Below are 25,148 nucleotides of genomic sequence, written 5' to 3'. Positions count from 1 at the left end.
TAGATCATGCTCACACGCCTGCGCCAAGTGGCCGAAGCCGCGTGCGCCCGGCCGCTCGTCACAGCCGAGCGGCTGTCCGCCGCCACCCACCTGCTGTCCAGCCTCGAATACATCGTCCGCAAGACCGACCGGGAACCCGGTGGCCTCAACGACTGGACCCACACCAGGTCGCAGGTCCCCGCCAGGACGAAGACCGTGCAAGCGGTCAAGGACTTCGTCGCCCGCGAGCCCGTCACCCAGGCCATCCACGGCTCCCGGGCCCTGGCAGCCGCCGTGCTCATCTCGCCGGTCAAGAACAATGCGGTGAGGATGGCCGCGAACGCCTACCTGGCGGGCAGTCAGATCCTCATCTATCCGCGGCACCTGTTCGGCACCGACGGTTCCGACCAGGTCTCGTTCCTGGTGCAGACCGCCGCCGCGCTCGGCAGGGCGGGCGGCACGGACGCCACCCGCAACGCCGCCGTGCAGTTCATCGGCGCCCAGACCGTCCTGTCCTACGGTGCCTCCGGGTGGGCCAAGCTCCCCGGCGACACCTGGCGCTCCGGTGACGCCCTCGCCAAGATCATGCGTACGCAGACCTACGGCGACGAGTGGTTCTTCAACCGGCTGGAGAAGTACCCGGCCGCGTCCCGCGTCATCTGCCACACCGTCCTCGCGCTGGAGTGCGGGTTCCCCCTGCTGCTCCTGAAGAAGGGCAAGTACCTCGACGCCGGGCTGCTGGCGATGGGCGCCTTCCACCTGGCCAACGCCCGCTTCATGGGCCTGTCCCGCTTCGCCTGGGCGTTCGTGTCCACCTACCCGTCCGTGCGAGCACTCGCCAAGGGCGCCGGGAGGGCGGCATGACTTCCCCGACGTTCACCCGGCTGACCACGGTCGGCCTGGCCGCGTGCCTCGCCGCCGGCGTCGTCCACCAGGGCTACGCCGAGCTCAGCTCCCGGACCCGCCGCCACGCCGGCTTCGAACGCCGCCGCCTCCAGTGCGGCAGCGGCAACATCCTCACCTACCACGTGCGCCGCGGGGCGCCCGGCGGTCCCACGCTCGTGTGCGAGGCCGGGCTGATGAACACGTCGGCCGCGTGGCTCCTCCTCGCGGACCACCTCGACCCCGCCATCTCGCTGGTCCTCTACGACCGGGCCGGATACCGCAGCTCGCTGCGCCGCTGCCCGGAGGACTACTCGCTGAACGAGTCCGCGGGCGACCTCGTGGAACTCGTCACCGAGGCCGTCGGCCAGGACGGCCCCTGCGTACTGATCGGGCACTCGCTCGGCGGCTACCTCGTCCACCGCGCGGCGGCCACCGCCCCCGACCGGGTGCACGGGCTCGTGCTCGTCGACCCCACGCACCCCCGCGAACTGATCCACTCGCGCAGGCAGCGCGAAGGGTCCCGGGCCGCCAACCTGACCATGAAGCTGGGCACCTGGTCGGCGATGCTCGGAGGCGGACTGCTGCTGGACAAGAAGGGGATGTTCGCCTTCGCCGAGGGCAGCCCCCACTACCGGACGCTGCGCCTCGAAGCGTCGGCGCCCTCCACCTGGCGCGCCACCCGGCGGGAGTGGGACTACTCCTACGCCTTCATGCTCGACGGCGGCCGCCCGCTCGACCAGCTGCGGATACCCGTCTCCGTGGTCGCCGCCGAGTCGACGATGCGCGACATCCCCGAGCACCAGGACCTGTACGACGACTACGTCGCGTCGGGCGACGGCGGCCGGATCATCACGATCGAGGGCTCCACCCACGTGTCCGTCACGGGCGGGACCGAGTACACCCCGGTCACCGCGAAGGCGATCGAGGAGGCGGTGGCGGCGATCACCGCCCGGTTCACCGCCGACGACCGGCAGGAGCAGGGGGACGCGGCGTGAGCAGGACGAAGATCGGGATGGAACAGGCGGTCCCGGCGATCCTCGCCGGATGGTTCATCGCGTCGGTGCTGAGCCAGCACCCCGACCGCAGCTACGACAAGGTCCGCAAGGCGGACAAGACCGGCACCGGGATCCTCATCCCGAACTGGCGGTTCTTCGCGCCCAACCCGGCCGTGGACGACCAGCACTTCCTGTACCGGCTCGCCAACGAGGACCGGACGGAGCACACCGAGTGGCGCGACGTGTACTCCATCGCGCCCCGCAAGCTGGTCCACGCCTTCTGGTTCCCCGGCCGCCGCATCGAGAAGGCGATCTTCGACGTGGCCTCCACCCTCCTGAACAACCCGGGGGCCATGACCCCCCTGCACCGGGAGGCCAAGGAGTCCGCCTACCGCCTCGTCAACGACTTCGTGCGCCGGCGGCTCGCACCGGAGCCCGGCTTCCCGCTGTTCCAGGTGATGCTCGTGCGCTACTCCGGCTACGACCACAGCGAGGACCCCAAGTACGACATGGTCTTCGACTACGAGGAAGTGAACCCGTGAGCCAGGACGTCCAGTACGGCACCGAGGTGGCGTCCGTCTACGACTCGTTCATCTCACCCGCGATGGACAGCCGGGACGCCGTGGAACGGCTCCGCCCCCACGTCACGGGCGCCCGCGTGCTGGAGATCGGGGTGGGCACCGGCCGCATCGCCCTCCCCGTCGCCGAGATCGCCGCCGAGCTGGTCGGCGTGGACAACTCCCGGCCGATGCTGGACGAGTTCCGCTCCAAGACCGTGCCCGCGAACGTACGGCTCGTGGAGGCCGACTTCCGCCGGCCGCTGCCGCCCGTCGGCCGGTTCGACGCCGCCTACGCCACCATGGGTTCCCTGGCGTGCGTGCGCTCCCGCGAGGAGCTCGTCGCCGCCCTCACCCATGTGCGCGAGGTGCTCGAACCGGGCGGCTCGCTGTCGATGGAGTACTACGCCACCGGCACCTACCGGCCGCTCGTGGCCCAGCACACCCTGACGATGCCCACGCCGCACCGCGCCGGCGGCGTCACCACGTTCACCGTCACCCTCGACGACGCCGACGTACTCACCATGCACACCCGCATCGACGAGGACGACGCGCCGCCCGTGGAGTTCGCCGAACAGATCCTCCTCATCGAGCGCGCCGAGGTCGAAGCCTGCCTCGCCGAGGCCGGATTCACCGTCGAGCACGTGACACCGGCCGAAGGCTTCCAGCCGTACGACTGGTACACCGCCCTCAACGAAGGCACGCAGTGAACATTTCCGTCATCGCCCGCCGCCACCGGCTGCTGCTCGGCACGGGCATCCTGCTCGGACTGGCAGGCACCGTCGCGACCCTCGTACAGCCGCTCGTCATCGGTGACCTGATCGAAGCCGTGGCGGCGGACGAGTCGGTGGCGTGGCCGATCGTCTGGATCGCGTCGCTGTTCGCCGCGGACGCGATGCTGGCCGCCCTGCACTTCTACCTGATCGGCCGCGCCGGGGAGAACATCGTCCTCGACATGCGCACCACGCTCACCGGCCGGCTGCTGCACTCCCAGATCAAGGCGTTCAACCGGCTCGAACACGGCGACGTGTTCACCCGCACCCTCGCCGACACCTCCCTCGCCCGCGTCGCCCTGTCGTCCTCCGTCGCCCAGATGATCACCTCCGGGTTCACCACCCTCGGCTGCATCGTCGTCATGGCCTGGATCGACTGGAAGATGCTGCTGGTCACCGCGGGCTGCCTGGGCACCGCCTCGGTGATCGCCCTCCTGCTGGCCCGCGCCGTCCGCAAGGCCGCCGTGGTCAACCGGGAGGACACCAGCGACTACGGCTCCGGGCTGCTGCGGGTCCTCGGCGCGCTGACCACGGTCAAGGCCTCCCGCGCCGAGGGACGCGAGGCCGAACGCCTCGCGGAGCTGGCCGACTCCGCACGTCTGAGCGGGATCCGGGTGACCCGGCTGTCGGCGATGCTGATGCCCGCCATGAACGTGGGCACGCAGGTGTCCCTCGCCGTGGTGATCGCCTGGGGCATGGCGCGCACCGCCACCGGGGCCCTGCCCGTGGAAGACCTCACGGCCTTCATCATGTACCTCTTCTACCTGGTGTCGCCGCTGGTGATGCTGTTCATGTCCCTCGGCGAGTTCCAGCAGGGCAGGGCCGCCATCGACCGGGTCACCGAGCTGGCCGCCATCGACCAGGAGACGACCGGCGAGGCAGGCTCCGCCACCGTCGGCGGTGCTCCCGCGGTCGCGTTCGAGAACGTCTCCTTCTCCTACCCGGACGCCGCGGCCCCCGCCATGACCGGCGTCTCCTTCTCGCTGCCGGCCACGGGCGTCACGGCGATCGTCGGCCCGTCCGGTGCCGGCAAGACGACCCTGTTCCAGCTCATCGAACGCTTCCACGACCCCGACCACGGCAGGATCCTCCTGTCGGGCGCCGACGCCTCCTCCATGCCGCTGGCCGAACTGCGCTCGCGCATCGGCCTGGTCGAGCAGGAGGCCCCGCTCATGCGCGGCACCGTGCGGGAGAACCTCGTGTACGCCCACCCCGACGCCACGCCCGACGAGATCGCGCAGGCCGTCGAGGCGGCGCACCTCACCTCGGTCGTCGACGCCCTGCCCGACGGACTGGACACCAAGCTCGGCGAGGGCGGCACCGGCCTGTCCGGTGGCCAGCGCCAGCGCCTGGCCATCGCCCGCGCCCTGCTGACCCGGCCCGACGTGCTGTTGCTCGACGAGGCCACCTCGAACCTCGACTCCGACTCCGAGACGGCGCTGCGCGACGCGATCGCCACCATCGGCGCCCGCTGCCAGGTGCTCACCATCGCGCACCGCATCTCCACCACCATCGGCGCCGACCGCATCCTCGTCATGGAGGACGGAGCCCTGCGCGCCGCCGGCACCCACGCCGAGCTGATGGACCGCGACACCACCTACCGGCGTCTGGCCAGTCAGCAGCTCGCCCCCGCCGGAGCCGCCTCGTGACCGACGCCGCGATCGTGGGCACCGGCCCCAACGGCCTCGCCGCCGCCGTCACCCTCGCCCGGGCCGGTCTGAGCGTCTCCCTGTTCGAGAAGGCCGACACCATCGGCGGCGGTCTGCGCACCGAGCCGCTGTTCGACCGGGACGTCCCGCACGACATCTGCTCGGCCGTCCACCCGATGGCCGCCGCGTCCGCGTTCTTCCGCGCCTTCGACCTGAGCGCGCGCGGGGTGCGGCTGCTGCAGCCGGACGTTCCCTACGCCCACCCCCTGCCGGACGGCCGCGCGGCCGCCGCCTGGCGCAGCATCGCCCGCACCGCCGAGCACCTGGGAGCGGACGGCCCCCGCTGGGCCCGTCTCATGGGACCCCTCGCCGGCCGCTCCCGCGCCGTCGTCGACCTGCTCCTGTCCGACCAGCGCTCCCTGCCCCGGGACGTCACCGCGCCGCTGCTGCTCCTGCCCCGCGTCCTGGCCCACGCCACCTCCCGCAGTCCGTTCGCCACCGAGGAAGCCCGGGCGCTCCTGGCCGGAGTGGCCGCGCACGCGGTCGGTAAGCTCCCCTCGCTCGCTTCCTCGGCCGTCGCGATGCTGCTGGCCCACACCGCGCACAGCACCGGCTGGCCGCTACCGGAGGGCGGCAGCGCCCGCATCGCCGACGCGATGGCCGCCGACATCACCGCGCACGGGGGCGTCTTCCACACCGGACACCACGTCCGGGACCTGGCCGAGCTCGGTGACGTCCCGCTGGTCCTCCTCGACGTCAGCCCGAAGGAGTTCCTGGCGATCGGCGGACACCGGCTGCCCGCCCGCTACCGGCGGGCGCTGGGCCGCTTCCGCTACGGCCCGGGGGCGGCGAAGGCCGACTTCCTGGTCAGCGGTCCCGTCCCGTGGACCAATCCGCTCGTGGGCCGGGCGGGCACCGTGCACCTCGGCGGCACCCGCGCCGACATCATCCGGCAGGAGAACGCCACGGTGGCCGGATCGCCCGTCGACGACCCCTTCACGCTGGTCGTCGACCCTGCCGTCACCGACCCGTCCCGGACCGCGGGCGGCAAACGCCCGGTCTGGGCGTACGCCCACGTCCCCCACGGGGACACCCGGGACCCCGTCGACCTGATCCGGCGGCGCATCGAGGCGTACGCCCCCGGCTTCACCGACACGATCATCGCCTCGCGGGGCCTGCCGGCCGCCCGGTACGAGGTCTACAACCCCAACTACGTGGGCGGGGACATCGCCTCCGGGGCCATGACCCTGCGCCAGTCCCTCGCCCGCCCCACGGCGCGCCCGGACCCGTACTCGACCCCCCTGAAGGGCGTGTACCTGTGCTCGTCGTCCACCCCGCCCGGGCCCTCCGTGCACGGCATGTGCGGATACCTGGCGGCCCGGAGCGCCCTGAAGCGTCACCACGGCCTGGACACACCCGACCTGGCCCCCCTCCGAAAGGAAAACCACTGATGCGTACCCGTACCCGTACCTGGGCCGTGGCGGCCGCCGCGGCCACCGCCCTCATCACCGCCGCCGCCCCCGCCTCCGCGGCCGGCGGCGGGATCCCCTGGTCCGTCACCCACGGAACGGGCAAGGCAGAGGGCGACCGGCGCCTCGCGCGCAGCGCCACCGGAGTGCTGCAGCTCCAGGTCGACGGAAAGCTCTCCCACACCGGCGAGGGCTGCTCCTCGGTGTGGACCCGCTTCCAGTTCGACTTCGCCCCCATGCCCGCCCGCAAGCAGGCCCAGGTGTGCGGCGACGGCACCGTCGACGTCACCGTCCGCGGGTCCTACATGCCCACCACCACCGCCTACGTGACGGTCTGCAAGGGCACGGAGAAGGCCACCGACTGTGCCGAGTGGGCGAGCCTCACCCACTGGCCCATCGGCTGACCACCCCACCCCCCACCACGACAGGAGACACAGCCATGAACGGAATCGACGTCAACGACCTCGACGAGGTCATCGCCAAGACCTTCCGCGAGGTCGCGACGGCCGTCAACGCCCACAACGAGAAGAGCATCCACATGTACAGCGCGGCCCTGCGCGCGCTGGTCGAACTCCGCCGCGAGGTCACCCCGAACTGACCCCCGGCCCCCGGTCCACCGGTCCGCCGCCCGGGCGGCGGACCGGCCCGCGACCGGACCGGCTCAGCTCTCGATCAGGTCCTGGAAGACCACCGTGTCGAAGGCGTCCTCCATCCGTACCGCGACCCCGTCCCGCAGGGTCCAGGAGTGGATGAAGGGCAGGGTCCGCGTCGTGCCGCGGACCGAGGTGACCTGGCGGACGCCGAACACCACGATCCGGTTGCCGGAGGCCACGAACTCCTGGGGCTCCAGCCGCATCCCGCCCAGGACCGCGGGCACCCGGGAGAGGAACTCTCGGACCCCCGCGTGGCCGTGCTTGGTGCCGCCGAGGCCGTACTCGGCCATTCCGTGCGGATGCACCCACTCCACCTGGGGATCCAGGGTGCGCAGCAGCGCGGCCACGTCGCGGTCGTGGAAGGCGCGGTAGGCACGCCGGACGAGGGCGAGGTTCGCGTCGGTCGTGCCTGGTGTCATGGTCGTCATGTCTTCGTATCCCCCGTTGTGTCGATGCGAGAAGAACAGCGATGGAACCGCGATGGATCAGCGATGGATCTGCTGCGGGTACAGGGCGCGCAGGGTGCGTTCGATCCCGTCCCGCCAGCCGGTCCGGCAGGGCCCGGTGAGCCGCAGGCGCAGCGCGGGGTCGAACCGGTACGTCTCCCGGGTGACCGCGCTCGGCGCGAGCCGCGCCTCGACACCGGTCAGCGACTCGATGTGGCGGAGCAGGTCGGTGACGCCGACCGCCTCGTCTCCGCCCCAGTTGACCAGCGTCGAGGGGACCGAGGCGGCCCGCCACAGGTGCGGGACCTGCGCGACGAGGTCGTCGGTGTAGAGGAGCGAGCACCAGTTCTGGCCCTCCAGGGGCACCGCGACCGGTGCCCCGGCCAGCATCTGCCGGAAGTACAGCATCGGCACGCCGCCGTAGCTGCCGCCGGGCCCGTAGGCGATGTTGAGGCGGGCGATGGTGGTGGGCAGGCCCAGGACCCGGGCGAACGCGCGGACCACGCCCTCGGTGGCGAGCTTGCCCGCCGGGTAGGCGGGCAGCCAGTCGGCGGACGCGTCCACCGGGTCGTCCTCGGCGTAGGCGTGCTCCAGCGTCCGGCGGGCGTACAGGGCGCCCGTGGAGACGTACAGGAACGATTCGGCAGTGCGGCAGTGGCTCATCAGGCGGCCGGTGGCCACCGTGTTGACCTCCGTGCTGCGGTTGAAGTCGCCGTCCTCCCCGCGGTCCACGGCCGAGTGCAGCACGTGCGTGAAGTCCTCGGGCAGCCCCTTGAAGGCGCGGTCCGAGGTGTCGGCCATGTCCCAGCGCCAGGTGGTGACCCCCGCGCCGGCCAGCTCGCGCTCGACGGCCGGGTCGCCGAACCGGCCGATGCACCAGACCTCGTTGTCCGCGGCCAGCGCCCGGGCCACCGGCCGTGCGACCTGCCCGGTGCCGCCGGTGATCAGGATCTTCTTGCCCTTCGTCACTTCTTCTCTCCCCCGGGACCGGTCGTGTGTACGGCGCCGGCGGCAGCCCGCCCGGCGTCCGAGGCGGCCAGGCAGCGGTCCAGCTCCCGGCGCAGGATCCCCTGGAAGGCCGCCACGTGGCGCGCGCCCATCAGGGTGTGGTGCTCGCCCGGCACCTCCAGGTACCGGTTGGGCTCCGTGGTGTGCTCGTCCCAGCGGCGCAGCTGCCGCTCCAGCCACTCCTCCCGGGTGCCCTGGAGCGGCTCCGCGTGGAAGACGCTCATCGAGCGCACGGACCCGGTCGGCTCGTAGCCGCGCCCCAGATCGGTCAGCGCGTCGGCGACCTCCGCCCAGGCCGCGAACCTGGCCTCGTCCAGGTCGAGTTCGGCGAGCCGCCCGGCGGGCGCGAGTCCGACCAGGCGGGCCACCTGCGTTTCCCGGGGCAGCCCGCGGAGGGTGGCCGGGAGCAGGGCCGCCCGCTCCTTGTCGATGAGGTCGAGGAAGGCCGCCAGATGGGTGGCGGTCTCGGTGAAGTCCAGTTTCTCCATCCGGTACTTGATGTGCGGAGGGAGGTTGAAGCTGCCGACGAAGTCGACCCGTTCCCCCTCGGACTCCAGGACCTTGGCGATCTCGAAGGCCACCGAGGCGCCGTACGAGTAGCCGGCCAGGGCGTACGGGCCGTGCGGCTGCCGGGCCCGGATGGCGTCCACGTAGGTGTCGACCATCTGCGCGTACGAGGCGAAGGGCTTCTCGCCGTCGTTGAAGCCACGGGCGCGCAGGGCGTAGAAGGGGCGGTCACCGGCGAAGTAGGTGGCGAGCCCGACGAAGACCAGCACCTCGCCGACACCCGGGTGGACGCAGAACAGGGGCGTCTTGGTGCCGGAGGTCTGCAACGGCACGACCGGGTCGTACGGGCGGGGTCCGGGCGCGGTGTCGACGTCCGTGCCGGTGCGGGCGCGGCCCGCCACGCGGGCGGCCAGCGCGCGCACCGTGGGAGCGGTCAGGACGGTGACGACCGCCATCCCGGTGACGCCCAGCCGCTGCGCCACCTTGGCCCGCAGCCGCAGGATGTCGAGCGAGGTGCCGCCCAGGTCGAAGAAGCTCGCCGTGGCGCTGATCGCGGCCGGGTCCACACCGAACAGCTCGGCGTAGATCTCCGCGATCGCCCGCTCCACGGGCCCCTCGGGCGGGGTGTGGCCGCCGAGCATGCGCTGCCGGAGGCCGGCCGCGGCGCGCCGCTGTTCCTCGTAGGCACCCGATTCCAGGACGCGGCGCATCTGCGAACGCTGGATCTTGCCGAGGCTGGTCTTCGGGAACTCCGAGGCGGGCAGGGGCAGCACCAGAGCCGGCCGGAACCCCCAGTGCATCACCACCGTGTTGCGGACGGCCGTCATCACCCCGTGCAGGGCCGCCTCGTCGCCGGCGGGCAGGTCGGGGGTGAAGGCGATCACGAGCTGCTCGGTGTCGCTGCCGGGCGGGCGCGTGGGGAAGGCCGCGACCTGCGTGGGGGTCACACCGTCGAGCCGTTCGAGCACGGCCTCGATGTCGTGGCTGAAGTAGCTGACGCCGTTGACGATGACGCTGTCCTTGCTGCGCCCGACCAGGGTCAGCCGGCCGTCGTCGATCCGGCCCAGGTCGCCGCTGCGGAACCAGCCGTCGGCGGTGAAGGCCTCGGCGGTGGCCCGCGGATCGTTGAAGTAGCCGGAGGTGAGCATGGGGCCGCGGAGCTGGAGCTCGCCGGTCCGGCCCCCGGGCAGTACCCGCCCCGCCTCGTCCACGATCCGCGTCCGCAGCCCCGTGACGGGGGTGCCGAGGCGGGCGAACTCCGCGCCGCGGTCGGCCTCGGGGAACTCGCCCCGGGAGTAGACGCTGCCCGCGCAGGTCTCGGTCATCCCGAAGGCGGGCCACAGGGCGTCGGGGGCCAGTCCGTACGGGGCGAGGACGCGGAGGAACGTTTCGCCGGTGGAGACGACCACGGCCTCACCGCCGCTGATGACGTGCCGCAGCCGCCCGAGGTCGAGGCTCTCCCGCGCGTCGGCGAGCCGGTCCGCCGCCGAAGCCACCAGCCCCAGGAGGAAGTTGGGGGCGAACGTCATCGTCACCCCGTGCCGGTCGATCAGGCGGAGGAACTCCAGCGGGTCGTCGAGCACCGCCGCGGCCGGCGCGTGGACCTGGCGGCTGCCCGTGGACAGCGGCAGCAGGTGGCACTCCAGGAGGGCGGCCACGTGGTCGAAGGAGACCCAGTTCAAGGTGGTGTCGGCGGCGGTGAGCCGCTGGTGGCCGTTCTTCGCGGCCATGGAGGCGAGCAGGGCGGCGTGGCTGAGCATGACCGCCTTGGGGGCGCCGCTGGAGCCGGAGGTCAGCATCAGCACGGCCGTGTCACCGGGTGCGGCCCGGTACGGCTCCCCGGCGGGCTCCAGCCCGTCGAGTTCCTCCAGCCGGGCCACCGGCGGCCCCCCGGCCGCCGGCAGCCGGTCGGCGAAGGCGCCGGTGGTGATGGTGAGCGGCTCGCCGAGCAGGGCGCCCACGTGGCGCAGCCGCCCGGCGAAGGCCTCGGGGTCACCGGCCGGAGCCGCCATGGGGCAGGGCAGGAAACCGCCGAGCACGGCCGCCCAGAACGTCGGCAGGAAGTCCTGCGCACGGTCCAGGGCGATGACGACCCGGTCCCGGGGGCGCAGTCCCCGGGCCCGCAGCCCGGTGAGGATCCGGCGGGCCCGGTCCAGGAGTTCGGGGTAGCGCTGGTCCTCGTACCCGAGGTGGGCGGCGCCGTGGCAGTGGCGCAGGCCGGAGTCCGGGTGCCGTTCGGCGGCGGTCAGCAGCAGGTCGGTGAGGGTGGCCGGCGGGATGAGGGGCACGGGCGTGGCGGTCGGTGGCGTGACAGGTGGGTGAGGGGTGTTCGAGGGCTGGGCGGAAAGCACGGTCGTCTGTCTCCTGGCCTCGCGGCACGCCGGGACGGGGCGTGCGTGCGCAATGGGATGAAGGACGTGGATGGCGCCCGGCCGGCCGGGCTCACAGGCGCCGGACGGAGTGCGGTCCGCCGGCGGACGCGGGCAGGGCGAGGGAGGCCACCCAGCCGTCGGGCACGGCCACGCCGTGGGCTCGCCACAGGGCGGGGAATCCGAGGGGTGACGTGTCGACGAGAGCGCTGCCGACGGGGCGGCCGGTGCCGGGCGCGAGGCCGCCGGGGCCGGTGTCCACAGCGGTCAGATCGGTGGCGATGCCGATCCCGACGGCCTTGAGCACGGCCTCCTTGCGCGTCCAGCAGCGCAGGAAGGCCAGGGCGCGGGGGCCGCCTTCGGGCAGGGCGTACACGGCCCGCCGTTCTGCCCGGGTGAGCACGGCCGAGTCGAACCGGTCGGCATCGAGTGGGCGGACGCGCTCGACGTCGACGCCCACCCGGAAGGGGGAGAGGGCCACCATCCCCAGGCCGGCGGTGTGGGTGACGCTGAACTGCCAGGTCGTGGCGGGGATCCGCACCGCGGGCGGTCCGTGTTCCTCGCTGCCGCATCCGGGACAGGCGTCGCGGCCGAGGGAAATTCCGGTGGCCGGCACGCCGAGCGCCTCGGAAAGAGCCCGTTTGACCGCCGCGCGGCAGGTGACGAACTCGGCCCGCGCCACCGCCGATTTCATCGTTTCGGCGCGGCCCGTTTCCCCGTCGTCGAGAAGGGCGAGGTCCTCACTCCGGTACGTGCCGACCGGTACCGGCCACCACCGGACGACTGTGTCGGAGGTCTCCGAAAATGGCGCATATGTGATCTGTTCCGTCCCCGTGTGGCGTGTGGTCACAGAGGTCACCGTAGGCTTGAACCCCGCCTGAGGGACGCTTGAGCCGGGGTGAGTTGGCCAGAAGCGGACACCGTCGCCACGCATCGTGAGGGAGGGGGAGCACCCCGTGATGCAAACGGAAGTGGCAGTTTTGCATTCCGGGGAGTGGGTGCAGGTTGCTGCCATCGCAGCTGGAAAGCGTCGTACGAGTGGGCGAATTGAAAGGATTGTGTGGCACTTCTTCACGTGTCGCCTTGCGCTCGCCGGTAAGTGACTGTTCACCAGGTGGTGTTATGCGGGCGTGATCGGAGGGTCAGGTCGTTCCGTACGCGTCTCCGTCGCGGCGGCGGGGTGTTCGAGGGGGCCCGTGCCGGGCCCGCCGCCGGGCGTCCCGGCGCCCCGGACGTCCCTCGTGGCCCGGTCCGTCGGAAACCCCGTCGGAACCCGCTGGCCAGGCAATCCGTGACCTCTGTGGCCGCCTCGGGAATTGTTGACCAGCCCCGATTCGGCGAACTAGTGTCTGACCTCGAATGCTGCTTGAGACTCGCTATGATATTTGCTTGATGAAATAGTTGAGCACGCATCTATTTTGCGGAGGGGCTGAAGAGCATTCATCCAACCACCGGTCGAGCAAGGGGGATGCAATGACAGGTGCCGCCATCGAGTCCACTCACGGGGAAGAGATGCGGGAGGAGCTTCCGGAAGCAGAGCCGTCCGACCACGCCGCCCATGTGGAGCGCACCCTGTTACAGGCCCGCGCGCTCATCGAGTCCACCGTGTCGCTCCACCGCAAGCGGCCGGCTCCGGCTCCCGCCGCCCCGCACACCGACGTCGCGGAGCTCGGCGACGCCGTCGAGGAACTCGTCCGCCGTGCCCGGCACTCGGTCTGCGTCGCGGTCACGGGCAGCGATGCGTTCCAGCACATAGCCCGGAAGGCGCTGACCACGCTGGAATCCGGACTCGTGGTGCGCCTGCTGTGCGCGCCCGAAGTGGCCGACCGCTCGCCGGCCCTGCCGTCCAGGGCGCCCGGCGTCCGCCTGGAGGTGCGGGTGTGCGAAGCGGAGCTGCGCGACATCGTCGTGGTCGACGGCTCCTCCGCACTGGTGCGGGCGGCATCCGACAGTGCCAACGGGCAGGCGACCCTGGTCAACGACGCCGCGGCGGTACGAGCCCTGGAACTCCTCTTCGCCGGAGCCTGGTCGCGCGGGCGCAGGCTGGAGGACCACCTCACGCTGAGCCCGAAGATACGCGGCGACCTGACCCGCCGGATCCTGGAGAGGCTGCGCGACGGATTCACCGACGAGGCGGCCTCCCGCGACCTCAACGTGTCCCTGCGCACCTACCGACGCCACGTAGCCGAGATCATGCGCGAACTCGGTGCCAGCTCCCGCTTCCAGGCGGGCGTGCGTGCGGTGGAACTGGGGCTGCTCTCGGAATGACACGGCCGCGAGCCGGCTTCAACGGGGATCGCGTGGCGCCGATCGACCAATCGGGGCCGCGCAGCAACACATGAACACCAACGGGGATGGTGAGTGCCACGTGTCGGACGCGACCGAGGACGAGCTGGAACGAGCGCTTCTGGAAGTACGGGCCCTGATCGAGTCAACGGTGGCCATCCACCGGGACCGCAGCATCCGGGAGCAGCAGATCGCCGAGGTGGACGGGGGCTACGCACCCGTCCTGGACACCGCGGCGAACCTCATCCGGGGAGCCGTGCGAACGATCGACATCGTCGACGCGCGGCCGCCCGGCGCGCAGGAGGAACAGGCCCGCCGGGGGCGGTCCGAGCGCAATCTGATCTACTCGACCGCCGACGGCGTCTCGGTCCGGCTGCTGACCAGCCCGGCCATGGTGGACGAGGACTTCGTCCGCGAACAGCTCGCGCTGGAACGGCCCGTGGCGATCCGGGTCGCCCGGGTCCCGCCGCTCCAGGCCCTGCTGGTCGACGGGAGCAGCGCGCTGGTGATGGCCGAGTCGGCGGCCGGCATGCGGGCCTCGATGATCCGTGCGCCGGAGGTCCTGCACACCCTCGGCACGCTCTTCGAGAGCATCTGGCGCAACGCCGTGCCCGCCGGTGAACGCATCGTCTTCGGAGACCGCGACCGGGCCGTCCTGGCCCGGCAGATCCTCGGCGCGCTGCGCGCCGGGGTCACCGACGAGGTGGCCGCCCGCGAACTCACCGTCTCGGTGCGCACCTACCGCCGGCACGTCGCCGAGATCATGGCGCTGCTCGGCGCCCAGTCCCGCTTCCAGGCCGGGGTCCGGGCCGCCGCCCTGGGCATGCTGCCCGCCGCGCCCGACGCCCCTGCCCGTGGCGGCCGCGCCTGACACCGCCCTGCCCACCGCTGCCGCCGGCACCGCTTCCGGCCGGCGTCCGGGCCGGTCGCTGGCAGCTTCCTGAAACCTCCGTTGCCGCCCGCCGGGCGCCGCCAGTTGTATGGCGCCGGGACGGGGATCCGAGCTCCCGGTGAGCCCTCGGCCCCTTCCCGGTGGCATGGAGAGCCCCCCGTCCTGCATGCCACCCGGCGCGCGGGGATCCGCCGGCCGCGGCAGCGGCCACGACGGATCCCCGCGGCCCCAGGCGGACGACGCGGTGTACGGCGCGGAAGGCGGATCAATGGACCGGATGTCGGTAGGCCTCGTGTTCCCGGGACAGGGAACCCAGAAAGAGGGAATGGGCGCCGTCTGGCGGGACACCCCTTCGTGGAAGATCACCGAAGAGGTGTCCGACGTCACCGGGGAGGACCTGCCCCGGCTGCTCCTCGACACCCCCGGCGAGCAGCTGCGGCGCACCGACCTGGCCCAGCTGACCGTCTTCACGCTCACCCTCGTCGCCCACGCCGAGGCCGTGCGCCGCGGCGCCTTCGAGGGGCAGCGGGTGGTGGCCTGCGCCGGGCACAGCCTCGGCGAGTACGCCGCCCTGACCGTCGCGGGAGCCCTTCCGGCCGCCGCGGCCGCCGGACTGGTCGCCGCCCGCGGCCGGGCGATGCGGGAGGCCGCCGAACAACGCCCCGGCACCATGGGAGTCCTGGTCGCGGCCCCGCTGGAGGCCGTCACCGGCCTTGCCGAGCAGCTCCGTACGGCCGGCCACGAGGTGTGGGTCGCCAACGTCAACGCACCCGGCCAGACGGTCGTCGCCGGCTCCGCCGACGGCATCGACCGGATCGAGGCCGAAGCGCCCTCGATCGGCGCCAAGATGATCCGTCCGGTGGTCGGCGGCGCCTTCCACAGCCCGTTCATGGCCCCCGCCGCCCAGCGCCTGCGCGCCGCCCTGGAACGCACCGCCTTCGCCCCGGCACACCTGCCGGTGGTCGCCAACGTCGACGCCCGCGCCCACACCGGCGGCGACTGGGCCGGGCGGGCCACCCGCCAGCTCACCTCCCCGGTGCTGTGGGAGCCGTCCGTACACACCCTCGTCGGACCGCTCGGCTGCCGCCGCCTGATCGAGATCGGCCCCGGGCGGACCCTCGCCGGCCTGATCCGCAGGATCGCCCCGGACGTCGAGGCCGTGTCCCTGGACAGCCCCGGGGCCCTGGCCTGAAGCCGCTCCCGGACCACGTCCGCCGCCCCGCCCCACGCCACCGCACGCCCACCGCGCGCTGCGCACAAGGAGACCACCCACCATGCCACTGGGCACCCACAGCACCTGGCTGCGCAGGTTCACGACCGCCGCACCGCCGCGCCTGCGCCTGGTCTGCCTGCCGCACGCCGGCGGTTCGGCCAGCTTCTTCCACGACTGGGGGCACGCGTTCGGCGACGACGTCGAGGTGCTCGCCGTCCGCTACCCGGGCCGGCAGGAGCGCATCGCCGAGGAGCCCTGGACCTCGCTGGAGGACCTCGCCACCGCCATCACCGGCGAGCTGGAGCCCTTCCTGGACACCCCGCTGGCCCTCTTCGGCCACAGCATGGGCGCCACCCTCGCCTACGAGATCACCCTGCGGCTGCGCGAGCGGTTCTCGGTCGCCCCCGAACTGCTGATGGTCTCCTGCCGCAGGGCCCCGCACCTGCTCACCCCCGGCACGGCGGCCTTCGACACCGACGCCGAGCTCATCGAGCAGGTCAGGGAGCTCGGCGGCACCGACTCCGCGTTGCTCGACGACGAGGACCTGCGCGAACTGGTGCTCCCGGCCATCAGGGCCGACTTCACCGCCGTCGCCGGTTACGCCGCCCGGCCCGGCGTCCCGCTGCCGTGCCCGGTCGTCGGGTACGTCGGCGACAGCGACTTCGGCGTCGGAGTCGACGCGGTCGCCGCCTGGGCGGACATCGCACCGCACGGGTTCGGACTGCGGGTACTGCCCGGCGGTCACTTCTACCTGGTGGACCGGCGGGAAGAGCTCGTCGGCGACATCCGCGCACGGCTGGCCCCGCGAAGGTGAGCACCGCCCTGCGGCCGCTGCCGGACTGCGGGGTGGGGGTGCTGGACAAGGCGTCCCTCCTGCTGGAGATCGTGGAGAGCGGCCCGGCGAGCCTGGTCGACCTGGTCGCGCACAGCGGCCTGTCCCGCCCCACCACCCACCGCATCGCGATCGCGCTGGAACGGCTCGGGCTGCTCACCCGCGACGCCCGGGGGCGTTTCGTCCTCGGCCCCCGGCTCGGCCTGCTCGCCGTCGAGGCCCGCCACGACCGGCTCGCCGAGGCCGCGGGCCCGGTCGTGGAGCGCCTGAGCAGGGAGACCGGCCTCGACGCCCGGCTCTACCGCCGGCGCGAGGGGCTGCACATCTGCATCGGCTCGTCCGTGGACCGCGCGGCGGGCGTGGACCTGGCCGCCATCGGCACCGCCCGCCCGGCCACCGCCGGCCCCGCGGCCCAGGTGCTGTACGCCTGGGAGGAACCCGAAGCGCTGTACGAGGGGCTGCGGCGGGCCCGTTTCACGGCCGCGCACCTGGCGTCCGTACGCCGCCGGGGCTGGGCCTACGGCCCCGACCCGATGGGGTCCGGGCTGGTCTCCTACGCCGTACCGGTGCGTTCCGGACCGGGCGCCGCGGCCGCCGCCCTGGCACTGACCGGCGTGTCGAGCCGGATGCCCGAGGCCCCCGGGCGGGGGCTGCGGCGCGCCGCGACGGACGCGGCCGTCTTCCTGGGTGACGCGTTGCTGCGGGGCACCCGGCCCAATTCCGCGGCCGGCCGCTCCGGAACCTGAATTCAGCGGCGATGGTGGCAGGTTGTTGCAGCCGTCGTTGTGAGAAAAGAACTCGCGCCCGCACCATTTCGAGTGCGAGTAACCGCGCCGCGCTTGCGGCGGTAAATCGGATAAGGGGAAACAGCGTGACGACTGCAACGCGCGACGATCGTCTCGAACTCATCAAGGAAACCGTCTGCGACATTCTCGAAATCGAGGAGGACGAGGTTACCGAGGTCAGCCTTTTCAAGGAGGACCACAACGCCGACTCGCTCCGCGCCATCGAGATCCTCGCCGCCCTGGAGAAGCAGTTCGGCATCGTGATCAACCAGAGCGAGCTGCCCCGCATGGTGAACCTCAAGGGCGTCTACGAGGTCGTCGCGGAGCCGGCCGGCTGGTAGGGAAAGCGGCGCTGGGAAGGATGGGGAGATTGCCATGACAGCGGCAGAGCGCGGCGCCGGCCGTATCCGGCCGGAGCGGCACCGGGTCGTTCTCACCGGACTGGGAGTGGTGTCCAGCATCGGACTCGGCGCGAAGGAGTTCCTCCAGGGACTCCGGGAAGGCCGCAGCGGTGCCCGGCCCATTTCCGTGTTCGACACGGAGGGCTTCGCCCACGCGAACGGGTGCGAGATCACGGATTTCGACCCGCGCGAATGGATCACCACGCTGGACGTGGAACAGCTCGGCCGGGCCGCGCAGTTCTCGACCGCGGCCGCCCGGATGGCCCTGGAGGACTCGGGTCTCGACCTGACGGAGCTGCGCGGCAGGCGCGGCCTGATCTCCATCGGCACCACCGACGGCGAGAGCTACGACCTCGATCAGCTGGTCGAGGGCGAACTCGCCTTGGACGTAGGTGAGTTCGATCCCGCGGCCGCCCGGCGCGTACCGGCCGGCCGGCTGTCGGTGGCGATCGCCCAGGAGCTCGGCCTGAGCGACGTGGAGGCCCTGACCATCCCCACCGCCTGCTCGGCGGGGAACTACGCCATCGGCTACGGCTTCGACGCCGTCAGCTCCGGCGAGGCGGAGTTCGCCTTCTGCGGCGGGGCGGACGCGATGTGCCGCAAGACCTTCACCGGTTTCTACCGGCTGGGCACCATCGCCCCCGACCGCTGCCAGCCCTTCGACGTCGACCGCAAGGGCATCCTCACCGGCGAGGGCGCGGGCGTCCTGGTCCTGGAGCGCCTGGACTCCGCCCTGGAGCGCGGCGCGACCATCTACGCCGAGGTCCTCGGCTACGGGCTCAACTGCGACGCCCACCACCAGGTCGCCCCCGACCGGGACAGCGTCGCCGAACTGATGCGCCTCGCCCTGGAGAACGCCGGCGTCGAGCCGCACGAGGTGGACCTCATCTCGGCGCACGGCACCGGCACCAAGGCCAACGACATCACCGAGGCGGGAGCCATCCGTCAGGTCTTCGGGGACGCCCCGCCCCGGACCGTCTCCATGAAGTCGATGCTCGGCCACAGCATGGGCGCCGCCAGCGCCCTCGGCGCGATCGGCTGCGCCCTGGCCATCCAGAACCGCTTCATCCCCCCCACCATCAACCATGTCACCACCGACCCCGAGTGCGACGTCGACTGCGTACCGAACCACGCCGTCGAGGCGGATCTGCGGATCGTCCAGAACAACGGTCTGGCCTTCGGCGGCAACAACGCGGCGGTGCTGCTCGGCCGGTACGACGCGATCAAGGAGGCGTCATGACGATCCGCCCCATCATCGGGATGGGCGCCGTCGCCGCCACCGGTTCCGGTGTCGGTGAACTCTTCGAGAACCTGTGCGCGGGCGTCAGCGGCCGCGCCGAACTGCGCGGCTTCGACCGCACCAGGTTCCGGGCGCAGCACGCCTACGAGGTCGACGACCGACCAGCCGCCGGCCAGGACGTACCCGGCCGGGCGAGCCGGCTGCTGCACGAGGCGATAGCCCAGGCCGCCGCCGACGCGGGGCTGGGGGAGGACCTCTCCGGCATCCCGATCCTGGTCGGCACCGGCCTGCGCGAACTGCGCTCGCTGGAACTGTGGTGGCGCGACGGCTCCCCCTTCGCCGACTCCGGGCTGCACTTCGGCACCGGCCTGAAGGAACGTTTCAACGCCGACGTCACCCACACCTTCTCCAACGCCTGCTCGGCCTCCCTCTACGCCCTCGCGCTCGGCAGCGACCTGCTCGGCCAGGAGGGCGAGGACGCCCCCGACACCGTCATCGTCGCCGGCGTCGACGTCCTGACGGAGTCGATGTACGGGCTCCTGGAGCGCGTCCACCCGACCCCGCCGGACCGCGTACGGCCCTTCGACCGCAACCGCACCGGCGTCCTCATGGGCGACGGCGCCGCCGCGATCGTGCTGCGCCGCACCGCGGAGGGTGCCCGCCAGGTCCACGGCCACCTGCGCGGCGTCGCCGTCAACTGCGACGCCTACCACGTCACCGCGCCCTCCCCGGAGGGCATCGCCGAGGCCATGCGCACCGCCCACGAGCTCGCCGGCGTCAAACCGTCCGACGTGGACCTGGTGATGCTCCACGGCACCGGCACCCTGCTCAACGACGAGGCGGAGGCCACCGCCCTCGCCGCCGTCCTGGGCGACGACGCCGCAGGGCCGCTGATGACCGCCGTGAAGTCCATGACCGGCCACACCTCCGGCGCCTCCGGACTCATCAACCTGATCGTGGGCGTCAAGGCCCTGAACGAGGGGCGGGTGCCGCCGACCGTGGGCCTGGACGAGCCGGTCGAGGAGGCCGCGCCGTTCCGCTTCGTCACCGGGCAGCCGGCCGTGGAGCAGCCCCTGAAGGTCGCGCAGCTCAACGCCTTCGGATTCGGCGGCATCAACGCCGTCGCCATTGTGGAGGGTCCCCGATGACCGCACAGTCCGCCACCAGAGCCACCGGCACCGCCGTGGTGGTCACCGGCGCCGCCGTCCTGCTGCCGGGAGCCGACACCGTACGGGCCCTGGCCGACGGACCCGCCGCCGGCGGCGCCCCCGTCGAACCCGCCGCGCACGTCGGCAAGAAGGGCCTGCGCTACAAGGACCGGGCCACCCAGCTCGGCTACGCCCTGACCGCCGCCGCGCTGCGCGACGCCGGCCTGCTCGGCGCCGACGAGAAGGACGGGCTGCTCGTCGCCGCGGCCGGCGTCGGCGTGGTGGCCAGCTCCAACTTCGGCAACCTCGACACCGTCGCCCGGGCGCTGGACACCATCCGCGAGGAGACCGTCACGGCCACCTCGCCGATGGACCTGCCCAACGCCTCCAGCAACGTCATCGCCTCCTCGGCCGCCATCCGCTACGGGCTGCGCGGTCCCAACCTCATGGTCTGCAACGGCGAGACGTCCGGCCTGGACGCCGTGCACTGGGCCGTCACCCTCATCACCGCCGGACGCGCCGAGCGGGTCCTGGTCCTCGGGGTCGAGCCCGACAACGAGGTCGTGCGCCGGCTGCTGGGCGGCGCCCACGCCGTCGACGGCGGCGCCGCCCTGGTCGTCGAGTCCCGGGCCGCGGCCGCCGCACGCTCCGCGACGGTCCGCGCCGTGATCGGCCCGTACAGCCGGGGAGCCGGCGCCGTGGACGCGCGGGGCCGCCGCTGGGAGGCCCCCGCCCACCTGGGCAAGGCCTCCGGGGCCTCCGGGCTGCTCCAGGTCGCCGCCGCCGTCGGCTGGTTCGACGCCGGCGAGCGCGGCCCCGTACAGGCCGTGACCGGCAGCGCGGCCGACGACGCGAGCGCGGACCTGCTGCTGCTCGCTCCCGAAGCCGCCTGAGTGGCCGGGGAAGAGGCCGTGATGAACACCCACGTGGACCTGCGCCCCGTGACGGTCGAACGGCGCACCGAGGGCAGCGGGCCCCGCGTCCTGCTGCTCCACGGACTCGCCGCCAACGACAGCGTCTGGGAGAAGGCCCTGCCCGAGCTGCCCCCGTCGTACCAGGTGTGGACGGCCCGGCTGCCGTGGCGGACCGAGACCATCGCCGACTGGAACGAACAGCCCAACCTGCGGGGCTGGCTCGGCAAGGCGCTGGAGGCGGTCCCCGGTGGCGCCGAGGTGGTCGTCGCCCACTCGATGGCCTCCAACGTCCTGCTCGACCTGCTGGACCAGAAGAACCGGGGCGGCGCCGACTCGCTGCGCCAGTACGGCATCCGGGCCCTGGTGCTCGTGTCCCCCTTCTACCGGGGCAAGGCCGAGGAGTTCGACTGGAACACCATCAGCTACTACCTCAACGACTTCCACCTGATCATGGAGGAGGGGATCCGCGCCCACTCCGGCGGCCGGATCCCGGACGACATCCAGCAGGCGATGGGGGAGCGGGTCCGCGACCGGGTCGGACCCTACGGCTGGCTCCGCTTCTTCGACCTGTACCTGCGCACCCCCGCCCTGCAGACCGGGCGGATCACCGCGCCCGCCCTGGTGCTGGCCGGCGAGCACGACTTCGCCGCCCGGCCCCGGGACGGTGCGGCGCTGGCCGCGGCGCTGCCCGACGCCGCCTTCCGCACCCTGCCCGGCAGCGGGCACTTCCCGATGCTCGACGCGGCAGGGGAGTTCGCCGCCGCCGTCAGCAGCTTCGTCAACTCGACCCTGGGCCTGACCCCGCCGCGCGGGGCCGCCCTCCTCAACGCCCTGGAGCCCCGACCATGACCCTCGTCACGGACACCGCCGTCAAGGCGCTGCTGACCACCGCCACGACCACCACGGTGCGCCCCCGCTACGAGGGGTCCAACATCTGCACCTGGATCGGCTTCAAGCACGTCAACTACCTCGTCGAGGAAGCCGTACTGGACCACTTCCGGCAGGCCGGGCTGCCCGCCCGCGCGCTGTACGAGGAGCACGGCCTGGGCCTGGACCTGGTCACGATCGACAGCCGCATCCTGCACGCGTTCCACATGGACGACACCGCCGAGGCGGAGGTCGTGCCGTGGACGAAGGACGACGACGGCACCATCGGCTTCAAGGTCACCATCCAGTTCGAGCGGGACGGCGAGATCCACAAGGCCGTCACCTCGAAGGTCCGCGTCTCCCTGCGGATCGACACCTACCTGGAGGCGGCCGGCGAGGTCCCCGAGCTGCTCGCCCGCTTCGCCGTCGCCAAGCTCGGCGACGACCTGGAGCGCGAGGCGCCCGCCGCCGCCCCGGCCGAGGAGGAGATCCTCGCCTCCCTCACCGCCGGCCGGAACGCGTACGCCTGGAAGTGGAACATCCCGTACCCCTACTGCCACTTCACCGAGCGCATCCAGATGTCGGGCTACCTGCGCCTGATGGAGGAGGGCAAGGACCGCTTCGTCGCCGACCGCGGCATCTCCATCAAGACCCTGCTCGACGACCGCCGCTGGATCCCCGTCGTGCCCCGCTCCGACATCCGCATCCTCGACGAGGCGCTGATGGAGGAGGACCTCTACACGGTCTACACCGTCGAGGAGGTCTTCAAGGACTTCACCTACACCTCGCGCATGGACTTCTACGTCCTGCGCGACGGCGAGCTCGTGAAGACCGCCACCGGCAGCATCGTGCACGGCTACGCCGTCATCAAGAACCGCCGCGACTGGAGCCTCGTCAACTTCGACCAGCGGGTCCTCGACGCCGTCAACGGGACGCCGGCGGCGTGAGCGAGATCTGGGAGAGCGGCACCCCACGGCTGCTGCTCGTCGAGAGCCAGGGCCGCTTCGCGCAGGACGCCGGTTTCCGGCGCGACGCGGTCACCCAGGTCCTCACCGGGCAGTCGGCGCTCCTCTTCCTGGTCCAGGACGGGGTCGTCCTCGCCGTCCCCGACAGCGACAGCGACCTGGACCGCTTCCAGAAGGAGGGGGGAGTGCTCGCCGCGGACAGCTTCTCGCTCGCCCAGCGCGGCCTGGAAGCGGCGTCCCTCCGCCCCGAACTGCGCGTCGTGGGCATGGACGTGGTGGCGGGCTGGATCCTCGATCCGGCCGTCCGGGTGGTGTGGCACTGAAGTGGCCAGGAAGATTCCGCACACGGACGTGCTCATCACCCTCATGGGTCCCCCCCACACATCGGACCAGGTCACCACCGCCCTGCGGCTGACCCAGTCCCTCCTGGAGCGCGGCGCCACCGTACAGGTATGGACCTGCGGCTACGCGACCATGCTCACCCAGCGCGGCCTCGGCGGCGACAAGCCCCGCAACCTGGCCGACTGGAACCGCGCGTACCCCTCCACCGCGGCCCTGGTGGAGGAGCTCCTCACCACCTGGGAGGGGCGGCTGTACTGGTACGGCTGCCGCTTCTGCAGCGACGACCGGGGGGCGGTGGACCACCTGCCCCAGGTGGTGATCCGCCCGCCCGGCGGCTACGCCGCCAACGCGGCGGCCGCCGACAAGGTCCTGCACCTGGGGGGCATCTGATGGGCGCCCGCGTGCTGGCCATCGTCGAACACGGCTACCGCGGCGCACTGGAGAAGCAGTTCTTCGACGAGCTCTACCTCGCCACCGAACTGCACCGGCAGCTGGGCGGCCTCGACATCCTGCTCCGCGGCTCCGCCGCGAGCTACGCCCTGGACACGGGCCCCGTACCGGCGCTGCGCATCGGCGACCGGACGGTGGACACCCTCACCGACCCCCGCGCGGGCCTGCGCACCCTGCTGGCCCAGGGCACGGGCGTCCTCGTGGAGGAGCCGGACATCGCGGCCCTCGGCGCCGCACGCCCCCTGGTCGCAGGCGTCCGGCTCGTCGCCGCCGACGCGACCGCCGCCCGCTGGAACGAGTACCGGATGGTCATCTTCCTGTGACCACCCCGACCGGGACCACCCTGAACGGAAGGAACACGTGACGGTCATGACCACCCCCACCACGGGCACCGGACGCCCGGTGATCACCGCCTGGTCGGCCGTGTCGCCGTACGGCATCGGCAGGGCCGCCTTCACCGAGGGCCTGCGGGAGCGGCGCGCCACCGTCACCGGCCTCGGCCCCGAGCACGGCACCACCCCCGACGGCGTGGGCCACGTCGTGCCCGGCTTCTCCATCCGGGAGGTGCTCGGCAAGAAGGGCACCCGCTCGATGGACCGGGTCACCGGCCTCGCCGTCACCGCCGCCGGCGCCCTGCTCGACGACTCGCCGCGCAACCGCGCCGTCGGCACCGGCGAGGGAGCCGCCTTCGCCCTGGGCACCACCACCGGCAGCGCCCAGTCGATGATGGACTTCACCCGGGACTCCCTCACCGGCGACCAGCCCTTCTTCGTCGACCCGGCCCGCTTCCCCAACACGGTGATGAACTGCGCCGCCGGACAGAGCGCCATCTGGTTCAACCTCAAGGGACCCAACGCCACCATCGCCGGCGGCCGCACCGCGGGCCTGCACGCCCTGAACTACTCGCGCAGACTGCTGGGATCGGGCCGCGCCCGTACCGTACTGTGCGGCGCCGCCGAGGAGTTCAGCCAGGCCCGCGCCTGGCTGGAGCACCACAGCGGCGAGCAGGACACCGGCCCCGGCCCGGCCCCCGCGCCCGTTCCGGCGCTCGGCGAGGGCTGCGCGATGCTGCTCGTCGAACCGCACACGCCCGAAGACGCCGGGCAGCCCGTCCTCGCCGAACTCCTCGCCGTGGAACTGCGCGTCGTCCTCGACGGCGACCCCCGCCCCACCCTCGTCTCCTGCCTGCGCGCCGCCCTGCGCCGGGCCGGCGTGGAACCCGCGCAGGTGGCCGCCGTCGCCCGCTCCGGCGCGCCCGGCCGCGAGGGCCTCGGCGAGGCCGACGCGGTGCGCGAGGTGTTCGGCGCCGTGGACCACGCCGACCTGACGCCGACCGGCCTGATCGGCGACACCGGCGCCGCCGCGGCCGCCTTCCAGGCCGCCGCCCTGCTGTCGTACGCCGCCGACCGGCCCGCCGAGGCGGCCGGCCGGATCGGCGTCATCACCTCCGTGGACCGCACCGGCACCGTCGGCTGCGCCCTGCTCGGCCTGCGCTGAAGCCGGCCCGCCCTCCCGAAAGGACA

Annotated in this window: 27 protein-coding genes; 23 read left to right on the top strand and 4 right to left on the bottom strand. The window is 72.6% G+C overall.

Going from position 1 to position 25,148, the window contains the following annotated elements:
* Window positions 1-6 precede the first annotated feature (6 nt).
* Genes AC07B0_RS37725 through AC07B0_RS37690 form a run of 8 tightly spaced genes read left to right on the top strand, consistent with a single transcriptional unit; the run spans window position 7 to window position 6,905 of the window.
* Window positions 7-843, top strand: a complete 837-nt coding sequence (locus AC07B0_RS37725; protein WP_356882283.1) for a hypothetical protein — start codon at window positions 7-9, stop codon at window positions 841-843.
* The gene (locus tag AC07B0_RS37720) at window positions 840-1,859 is read left to right on the top strand and encodes an alpha/beta hydrolase (protein ID WP_356882281.1); all 1,020 of its coding nucleotides are present in this window, start codon (window positions 840-842) and stop codon (window positions 1,857-1,859) included. The genes AC07B0_RS37725 and AC07B0_RS37720 overlap by 4 nt, the downstream gene beginning before the upstream one ends.
* Window positions 1,856-2,401: a hypothetical protein gene (locus AC07B0_RS37715; protein ID WP_356882279.1), complete on the top strand. Its 546-nt coding sequence runs from the start codon at window positions 1,856-1,858 to the stop codon at window positions 2,399-2,401. Before AC07B0_RS37720 ends, AC07B0_RS37715 begins: the two co-directional genes overlap by 4 nt.
* Complete coding sequence (locus AC07B0_RS37710) at window positions 2,398-3,126, top strand: class I SAM-dependent methyltransferase (RefSeq protein WP_356882277.1); 729 nt, start codon at window positions 2,398-2,400, stop codon at window positions 3,124-3,126. Before AC07B0_RS37715 ends, AC07B0_RS37710 begins: the two co-directional genes overlap by 4 nt.
* Window positions 3,123-4,838 carry an ABC transporter ATP-binding protein gene (locus tag AC07B0_RS37705; protein WP_469383436.1) on the top strand — a complete coding sequence of 572 codons (1,716 nt, stop codon included), beginning with the start codon at window positions 3,123-3,125 and terminating at the stop codon, window positions 4,836-4,838. The genes AC07B0_RS37710 and AC07B0_RS37705 overlap by 4 nt, the downstream gene beginning before the upstream one ends.
* Window positions 4,835-6,289 (top strand): phytoene desaturase family protein, encoded by a 1,455-nt coding sequence (locus AC07B0_RS37700; protein WP_478900266.1) that lies wholly within the window; start codon window positions 4,835-4,837, stop codon window positions 6,287-6,289. Before AC07B0_RS37705 ends, AC07B0_RS37700 begins: the two co-directional genes overlap by 4 nt.
* The gene (locus AC07B0_RS37695) at window positions 6,289-6,711 is read left to right on the top strand and encodes a hypothetical protein (RefSeq protein WP_356882271.1); all 423 of its coding nucleotides are present in this window, start codon (window positions 6,289-6,291) and stop codon (window positions 6,709-6,711) included. Before AC07B0_RS37700 ends, AC07B0_RS37695 begins: the two co-directional genes overlap by 1 nt.
* A gap of 35 nt (window positions 6,712-6,746) precedes the next feature.
* Complete coding sequence (locus AC07B0_RS37690; RefSeq protein WP_469383432.1) at window positions 6,747-6,905, top strand: hypothetical protein; 159 nt, start codon at window positions 6,747-6,749, stop codon at window positions 6,903-6,905.
* 63 nt (window positions 6,906-6,968) lie between these two features.
* On the opposite strand, the gene AC07B0_RS37685 is transcribed toward AC07B0_RS37690, so the two are convergent.
* The 4 genes from AC07B0_RS37685 to AC07B0_RS37670 form a co-directional block, all read right to left on the bottom strand.
* Window positions 6,969-7,388, bottom strand: coding sequence for a nuclear transport factor 2 family protein (locus AC07B0_RS37685; protein WP_469383431.1), 420 nt, complete (start codon window positions 7,386-7,388; stop codon window positions 6,969-6,971).
* Window positions 7,389-7,445: 57 nt separating this feature from the next.
* A complete protein-coding gene (locus AC07B0_RS37680) occupies window positions 7,446-8,375 on the bottom strand; it encodes an NAD-dependent epimerase/dehydratase family protein (RefSeq protein WP_356882265.1) in 930 nt (309 codons plus the stop codon).
* Window positions 8,372-11,209: an AMP-binding protein gene (locus AC07B0_RS37675; protein ID WP_478900264.1), complete on the bottom strand. Its 2,838-nt coding sequence runs from the start codon at window positions 11,207-11,209 to the stop codon at window positions 8,372-8,374. The genes AC07B0_RS37680 and AC07B0_RS37675 overlap by 4 nt, the downstream gene beginning before the upstream one ends.
* A gap of 154 nt (window positions 11,210-11,363) precedes the next feature.
* Window positions 11,364-11,972, bottom strand: coding sequence for a 4'-phosphopantetheinyl transferase family protein (locus tag AC07B0_RS37670; RefSeq protein ID WP_478900262.1), 609 nt, complete (start codon window positions 11,970-11,972; stop codon window positions 11,364-11,366).
* 791 nt (window positions 11,973-12,763) lie between these two features.
* On the opposite strand from AC07B0_RS37670, the gene AC07B0_RS37665 reads away from it, so the two are divergent.
* The 15 genes from AC07B0_RS37665 (at window position 12,764) to AC07B0_RS37595 (ending at window position 25,122) form a co-directional block, all read left to right on the top strand.
* The gene (locus tag AC07B0_RS37665) at window positions 12,764-13,558 is read left to right on the top strand and encodes a helix-turn-helix transcriptional regulator (RefSeq protein WP_478900260.1); all 795 of its coding nucleotides are present in this window, start codon (window positions 12,764-12,766) and stop codon (window positions 13,556-13,558) included.
* Between the two features lie 100 nt (window positions 13,559-13,658).
* On the top strand, window positions 13,659-14,447 hold the full coding sequence (locus AC07B0_RS37660) for a LuxR family transcriptional regulator (protein WP_356882257.1): 789 nt from the start codon (window positions 13,659-13,661) through the stop codon (window positions 14,445-14,447).
* Window positions 14,448-14,634: 187 nt separating this feature from the next.
* A complete protein-coding gene (locus tag AC07B0_RS37655; protein WP_469383509.1) occupies window positions 14,635-15,660 on the top strand; it encodes an ACP S-malonyltransferase in 1,026 nt (341 codons plus the stop codon).
* An 82-nt stretch (window positions 15,661-15,742) separates the two neighbouring features.
* Complete coding sequence (locus AC07B0_RS37650; protein WP_356882253.1) at window positions 15,743-16,495, top strand: thioesterase II family protein; 753 nt, start codon at window positions 15,743-15,745, stop codon at window positions 16,493-16,495.
* Complete coding sequence (locus AC07B0_RS37645) at window positions 16,492-17,259, top strand: IclR family transcriptional regulator (protein ID WP_356882251.1); 768 nt, start codon at window positions 16,492-16,494, stop codon at window positions 17,257-17,259. The genes AC07B0_RS37650 and AC07B0_RS37645 overlap by 4 nt, the downstream gene beginning before the upstream one ends.
* A 125-nt stretch (window positions 17,260-17,384) precedes the next feature.
* Window positions 17,385-17,639, top strand: a complete 255-nt coding sequence (locus tag AC07B0_RS37640; protein ID WP_356882249.1) for an acyl carrier protein — start codon at window positions 17,385-17,387, stop codon at window positions 17,637-17,639.
* Window positions 17,640-17,673: 34 nt separating this feature from the next.
* A complete protein-coding gene (locus tag AC07B0_RS37635; RefSeq protein ID WP_356882246.1) occupies window positions 17,674-18,939 on the top strand; it encodes a beta-ketoacyl-[acyl-carrier-protein] synthase family protein in 1,266 nt (421 codons plus the stop codon).
* Window positions 18,936-20,087 carry a beta-ketoacyl-[acyl-carrier-protein] synthase family protein gene (locus tag AC07B0_RS37630; protein WP_478900258.1) on the top strand — a complete coding sequence of 384 codons (1,152 nt, stop codon included), beginning with the start codon at window positions 18,936-18,938 and terminating at the stop codon, window positions 20,085-20,087. The genes AC07B0_RS37635 and AC07B0_RS37630 overlap by 4 nt, the downstream gene beginning before the upstream one ends.
* Entirely contained in the window at window positions 20,084-20,980 is an 897-nt protein-coding gene (locus AC07B0_RS37625) for a beta-ketoacyl synthase N-terminal-like domain-containing protein (RefSeq protein ID WP_478900256.1), read from the top strand. The genes AC07B0_RS37630 and AC07B0_RS37625 overlap by 4 nt, the downstream gene beginning before the upstream one ends.
* Window positions 20,981-21,001: 21 nt before the next feature.
* Window positions 21,002-21,850: an alpha/beta fold hydrolase gene (locus AC07B0_RS37620; protein WP_478866724.1), complete on the top strand. Its 849-nt coding sequence runs from the start codon at window positions 21,002-21,004 to the stop codon at window positions 21,848-21,850.
* Window positions 21,847-22,815, top strand: a complete 969-nt coding sequence (locus AC07B0_RS37615) for an acyl-CoA thioesterase family protein (RefSeq protein WP_356882238.1) — start codon at window positions 21,847-21,849, stop codon at window positions 22,813-22,815. The genes AC07B0_RS37620 and AC07B0_RS37615 overlap by 4 nt, the downstream gene beginning before the upstream one ends.
* A complete protein-coding gene (locus AC07B0_RS37610; RefSeq protein ID WP_478900254.1) occupies window positions 22,812-23,156 on the top strand; it encodes a hypothetical protein in 345 nt (114 codons plus the stop codon). Before AC07B0_RS37615 ends, AC07B0_RS37610 begins: the two co-directional genes overlap by 4 nt.
* Before the next feature lies 1 nt (window position 23,157).
* Entirely contained in the window at window positions 23,158-23,565 is a 408-nt protein-coding gene (locus AC07B0_RS37605; RefSeq protein WP_356882234.1) for a hypothetical protein, read from the top strand.
* Window positions 23,565-23,948, top strand: a complete 384-nt coding sequence (locus AC07B0_RS37600; protein WP_356882232.1) for a hypothetical protein — start codon at window positions 23,565-23,567, stop codon at window positions 23,946-23,948. The genes AC07B0_RS37605 and AC07B0_RS37600 overlap by 1 nt, the downstream gene beginning before the upstream one ends.
* 46 nt (window positions 23,949-23,994) lie before the next feature.
* Complete coding sequence (locus AC07B0_RS37595) at window positions 23,995-25,122, top strand: beta-ketoacyl synthase N-terminal-like domain-containing protein (protein ID WP_356882230.1); 1,128 nt, start codon at window positions 23,995-23,997, stop codon at window positions 25,120-25,122.
* The last annotated feature ends 26 nt before the right edge of the window (window positions 25,123-25,148 follow it).

This window comes from Streptomyces sp. NPDC044704 (assembly GCF_056433525.1).
This window is presented reverse-complemented; position numbering and strand designations above follow the sequence as displayed.

Coding starts and splice junctions, on each gene's coding strand:
- AC07B0_RS37725 (WP_356882283.1), top strand. CDS start 7: ATGCTCACACGCCTGCGCCAAGTGGCCGAAGCCGCGTGCGCCCGGCCG.
- AC07B0_RS37720 (WP_356882281.1), top strand. CDS start 840: ATGACTTCCCCGACGTTCACCCGGCTGACCACGGTCGGCCTGGCCGCG.
- AC07B0_RS37695 (WP_356882271.1), top strand. CDS start 6,289: ATGCGTACCCGTACCCGTACCTGGGCCGTGGCGGCCGCCGCGGCCACC.
- AC07B0_RS37690 (WP_469383432.1), top strand. CDS start 6,747: ATGAACGGAATCGACGTCAACGACCTCGACGAGGTCATCGCCAAGACC.
- AC07B0_RS37685 (WP_469383431.1), bottom strand. CDS start 7,388: ATGACGACCATGACACCAGGCACGACCGACGCGAACCTCGCCCTCGTC.
- AC07B0_RS37665 (WP_478900260.1), top strand. CDS start 12,764: ATGACAGGTGCCGCCATCGAGTCCACTCACGGGGAAGAGATGCGGGAG.
- AC07B0_RS37655 (WP_469383509.1), top strand. CDS start 14,635: ATGCCACCCGGCGCGCGGGGATCCGCCGGCCGCGGCAGCGGCCACGAC.
- AC07B0_RS37650 (WP_356882253.1), top strand. CDS start 15,743: ATGCCACTGGGCACCCACAGCACCTGGCTGCGCAGGTTCACGACCGCC.
- AC07B0_RS37635 (WP_356882246.1), top strand. CDS start 17,674: ATGACAGCGGCAGAGCGCGGCGCCGGCCGTATCCGGCCGGAGCGGCAC.
- AC07B0_RS37630 (WP_478900258.1), top strand. CDS start 18,936: ATGACGATCCGCCCCATCATCGGGATGGGCGCCGTCGCCGCCACCGGT.
- AC07B0_RS37625 (WP_478900256.1), top strand. CDS start 20,084: ATGACCGCACAGTCCGCCACCAGAGCCACCGGCACCGCCGTGGTGGTC.
- AC07B0_RS37620 (WP_478866724.1), top strand. CDS start 21,002: ATGAACACCCACGTGGACCTGCGCCCCGTGACGGTCGAACGGCGCACC.
- AC07B0_RS37615 (WP_356882238.1), top strand. CDS start 21,847: ATGACCCTCGTCACGGACACCGCCGTCAAGGCGCTGCTGACCACCGCC.
- AC07B0_RS37600 (WP_356882232.1), top strand. CDS start 23,565: ATGGGCGCCCGCGTGCTGGCCATCGTCGAACACGGCTACCGCGGCGCA.
- AC07B0_RS37595 (WP_356882230.1), top strand. CDS start 23,995: ATGACCACCCCCACCACGGGCACCGGACGCCCGGTGATCACCGCCTGG.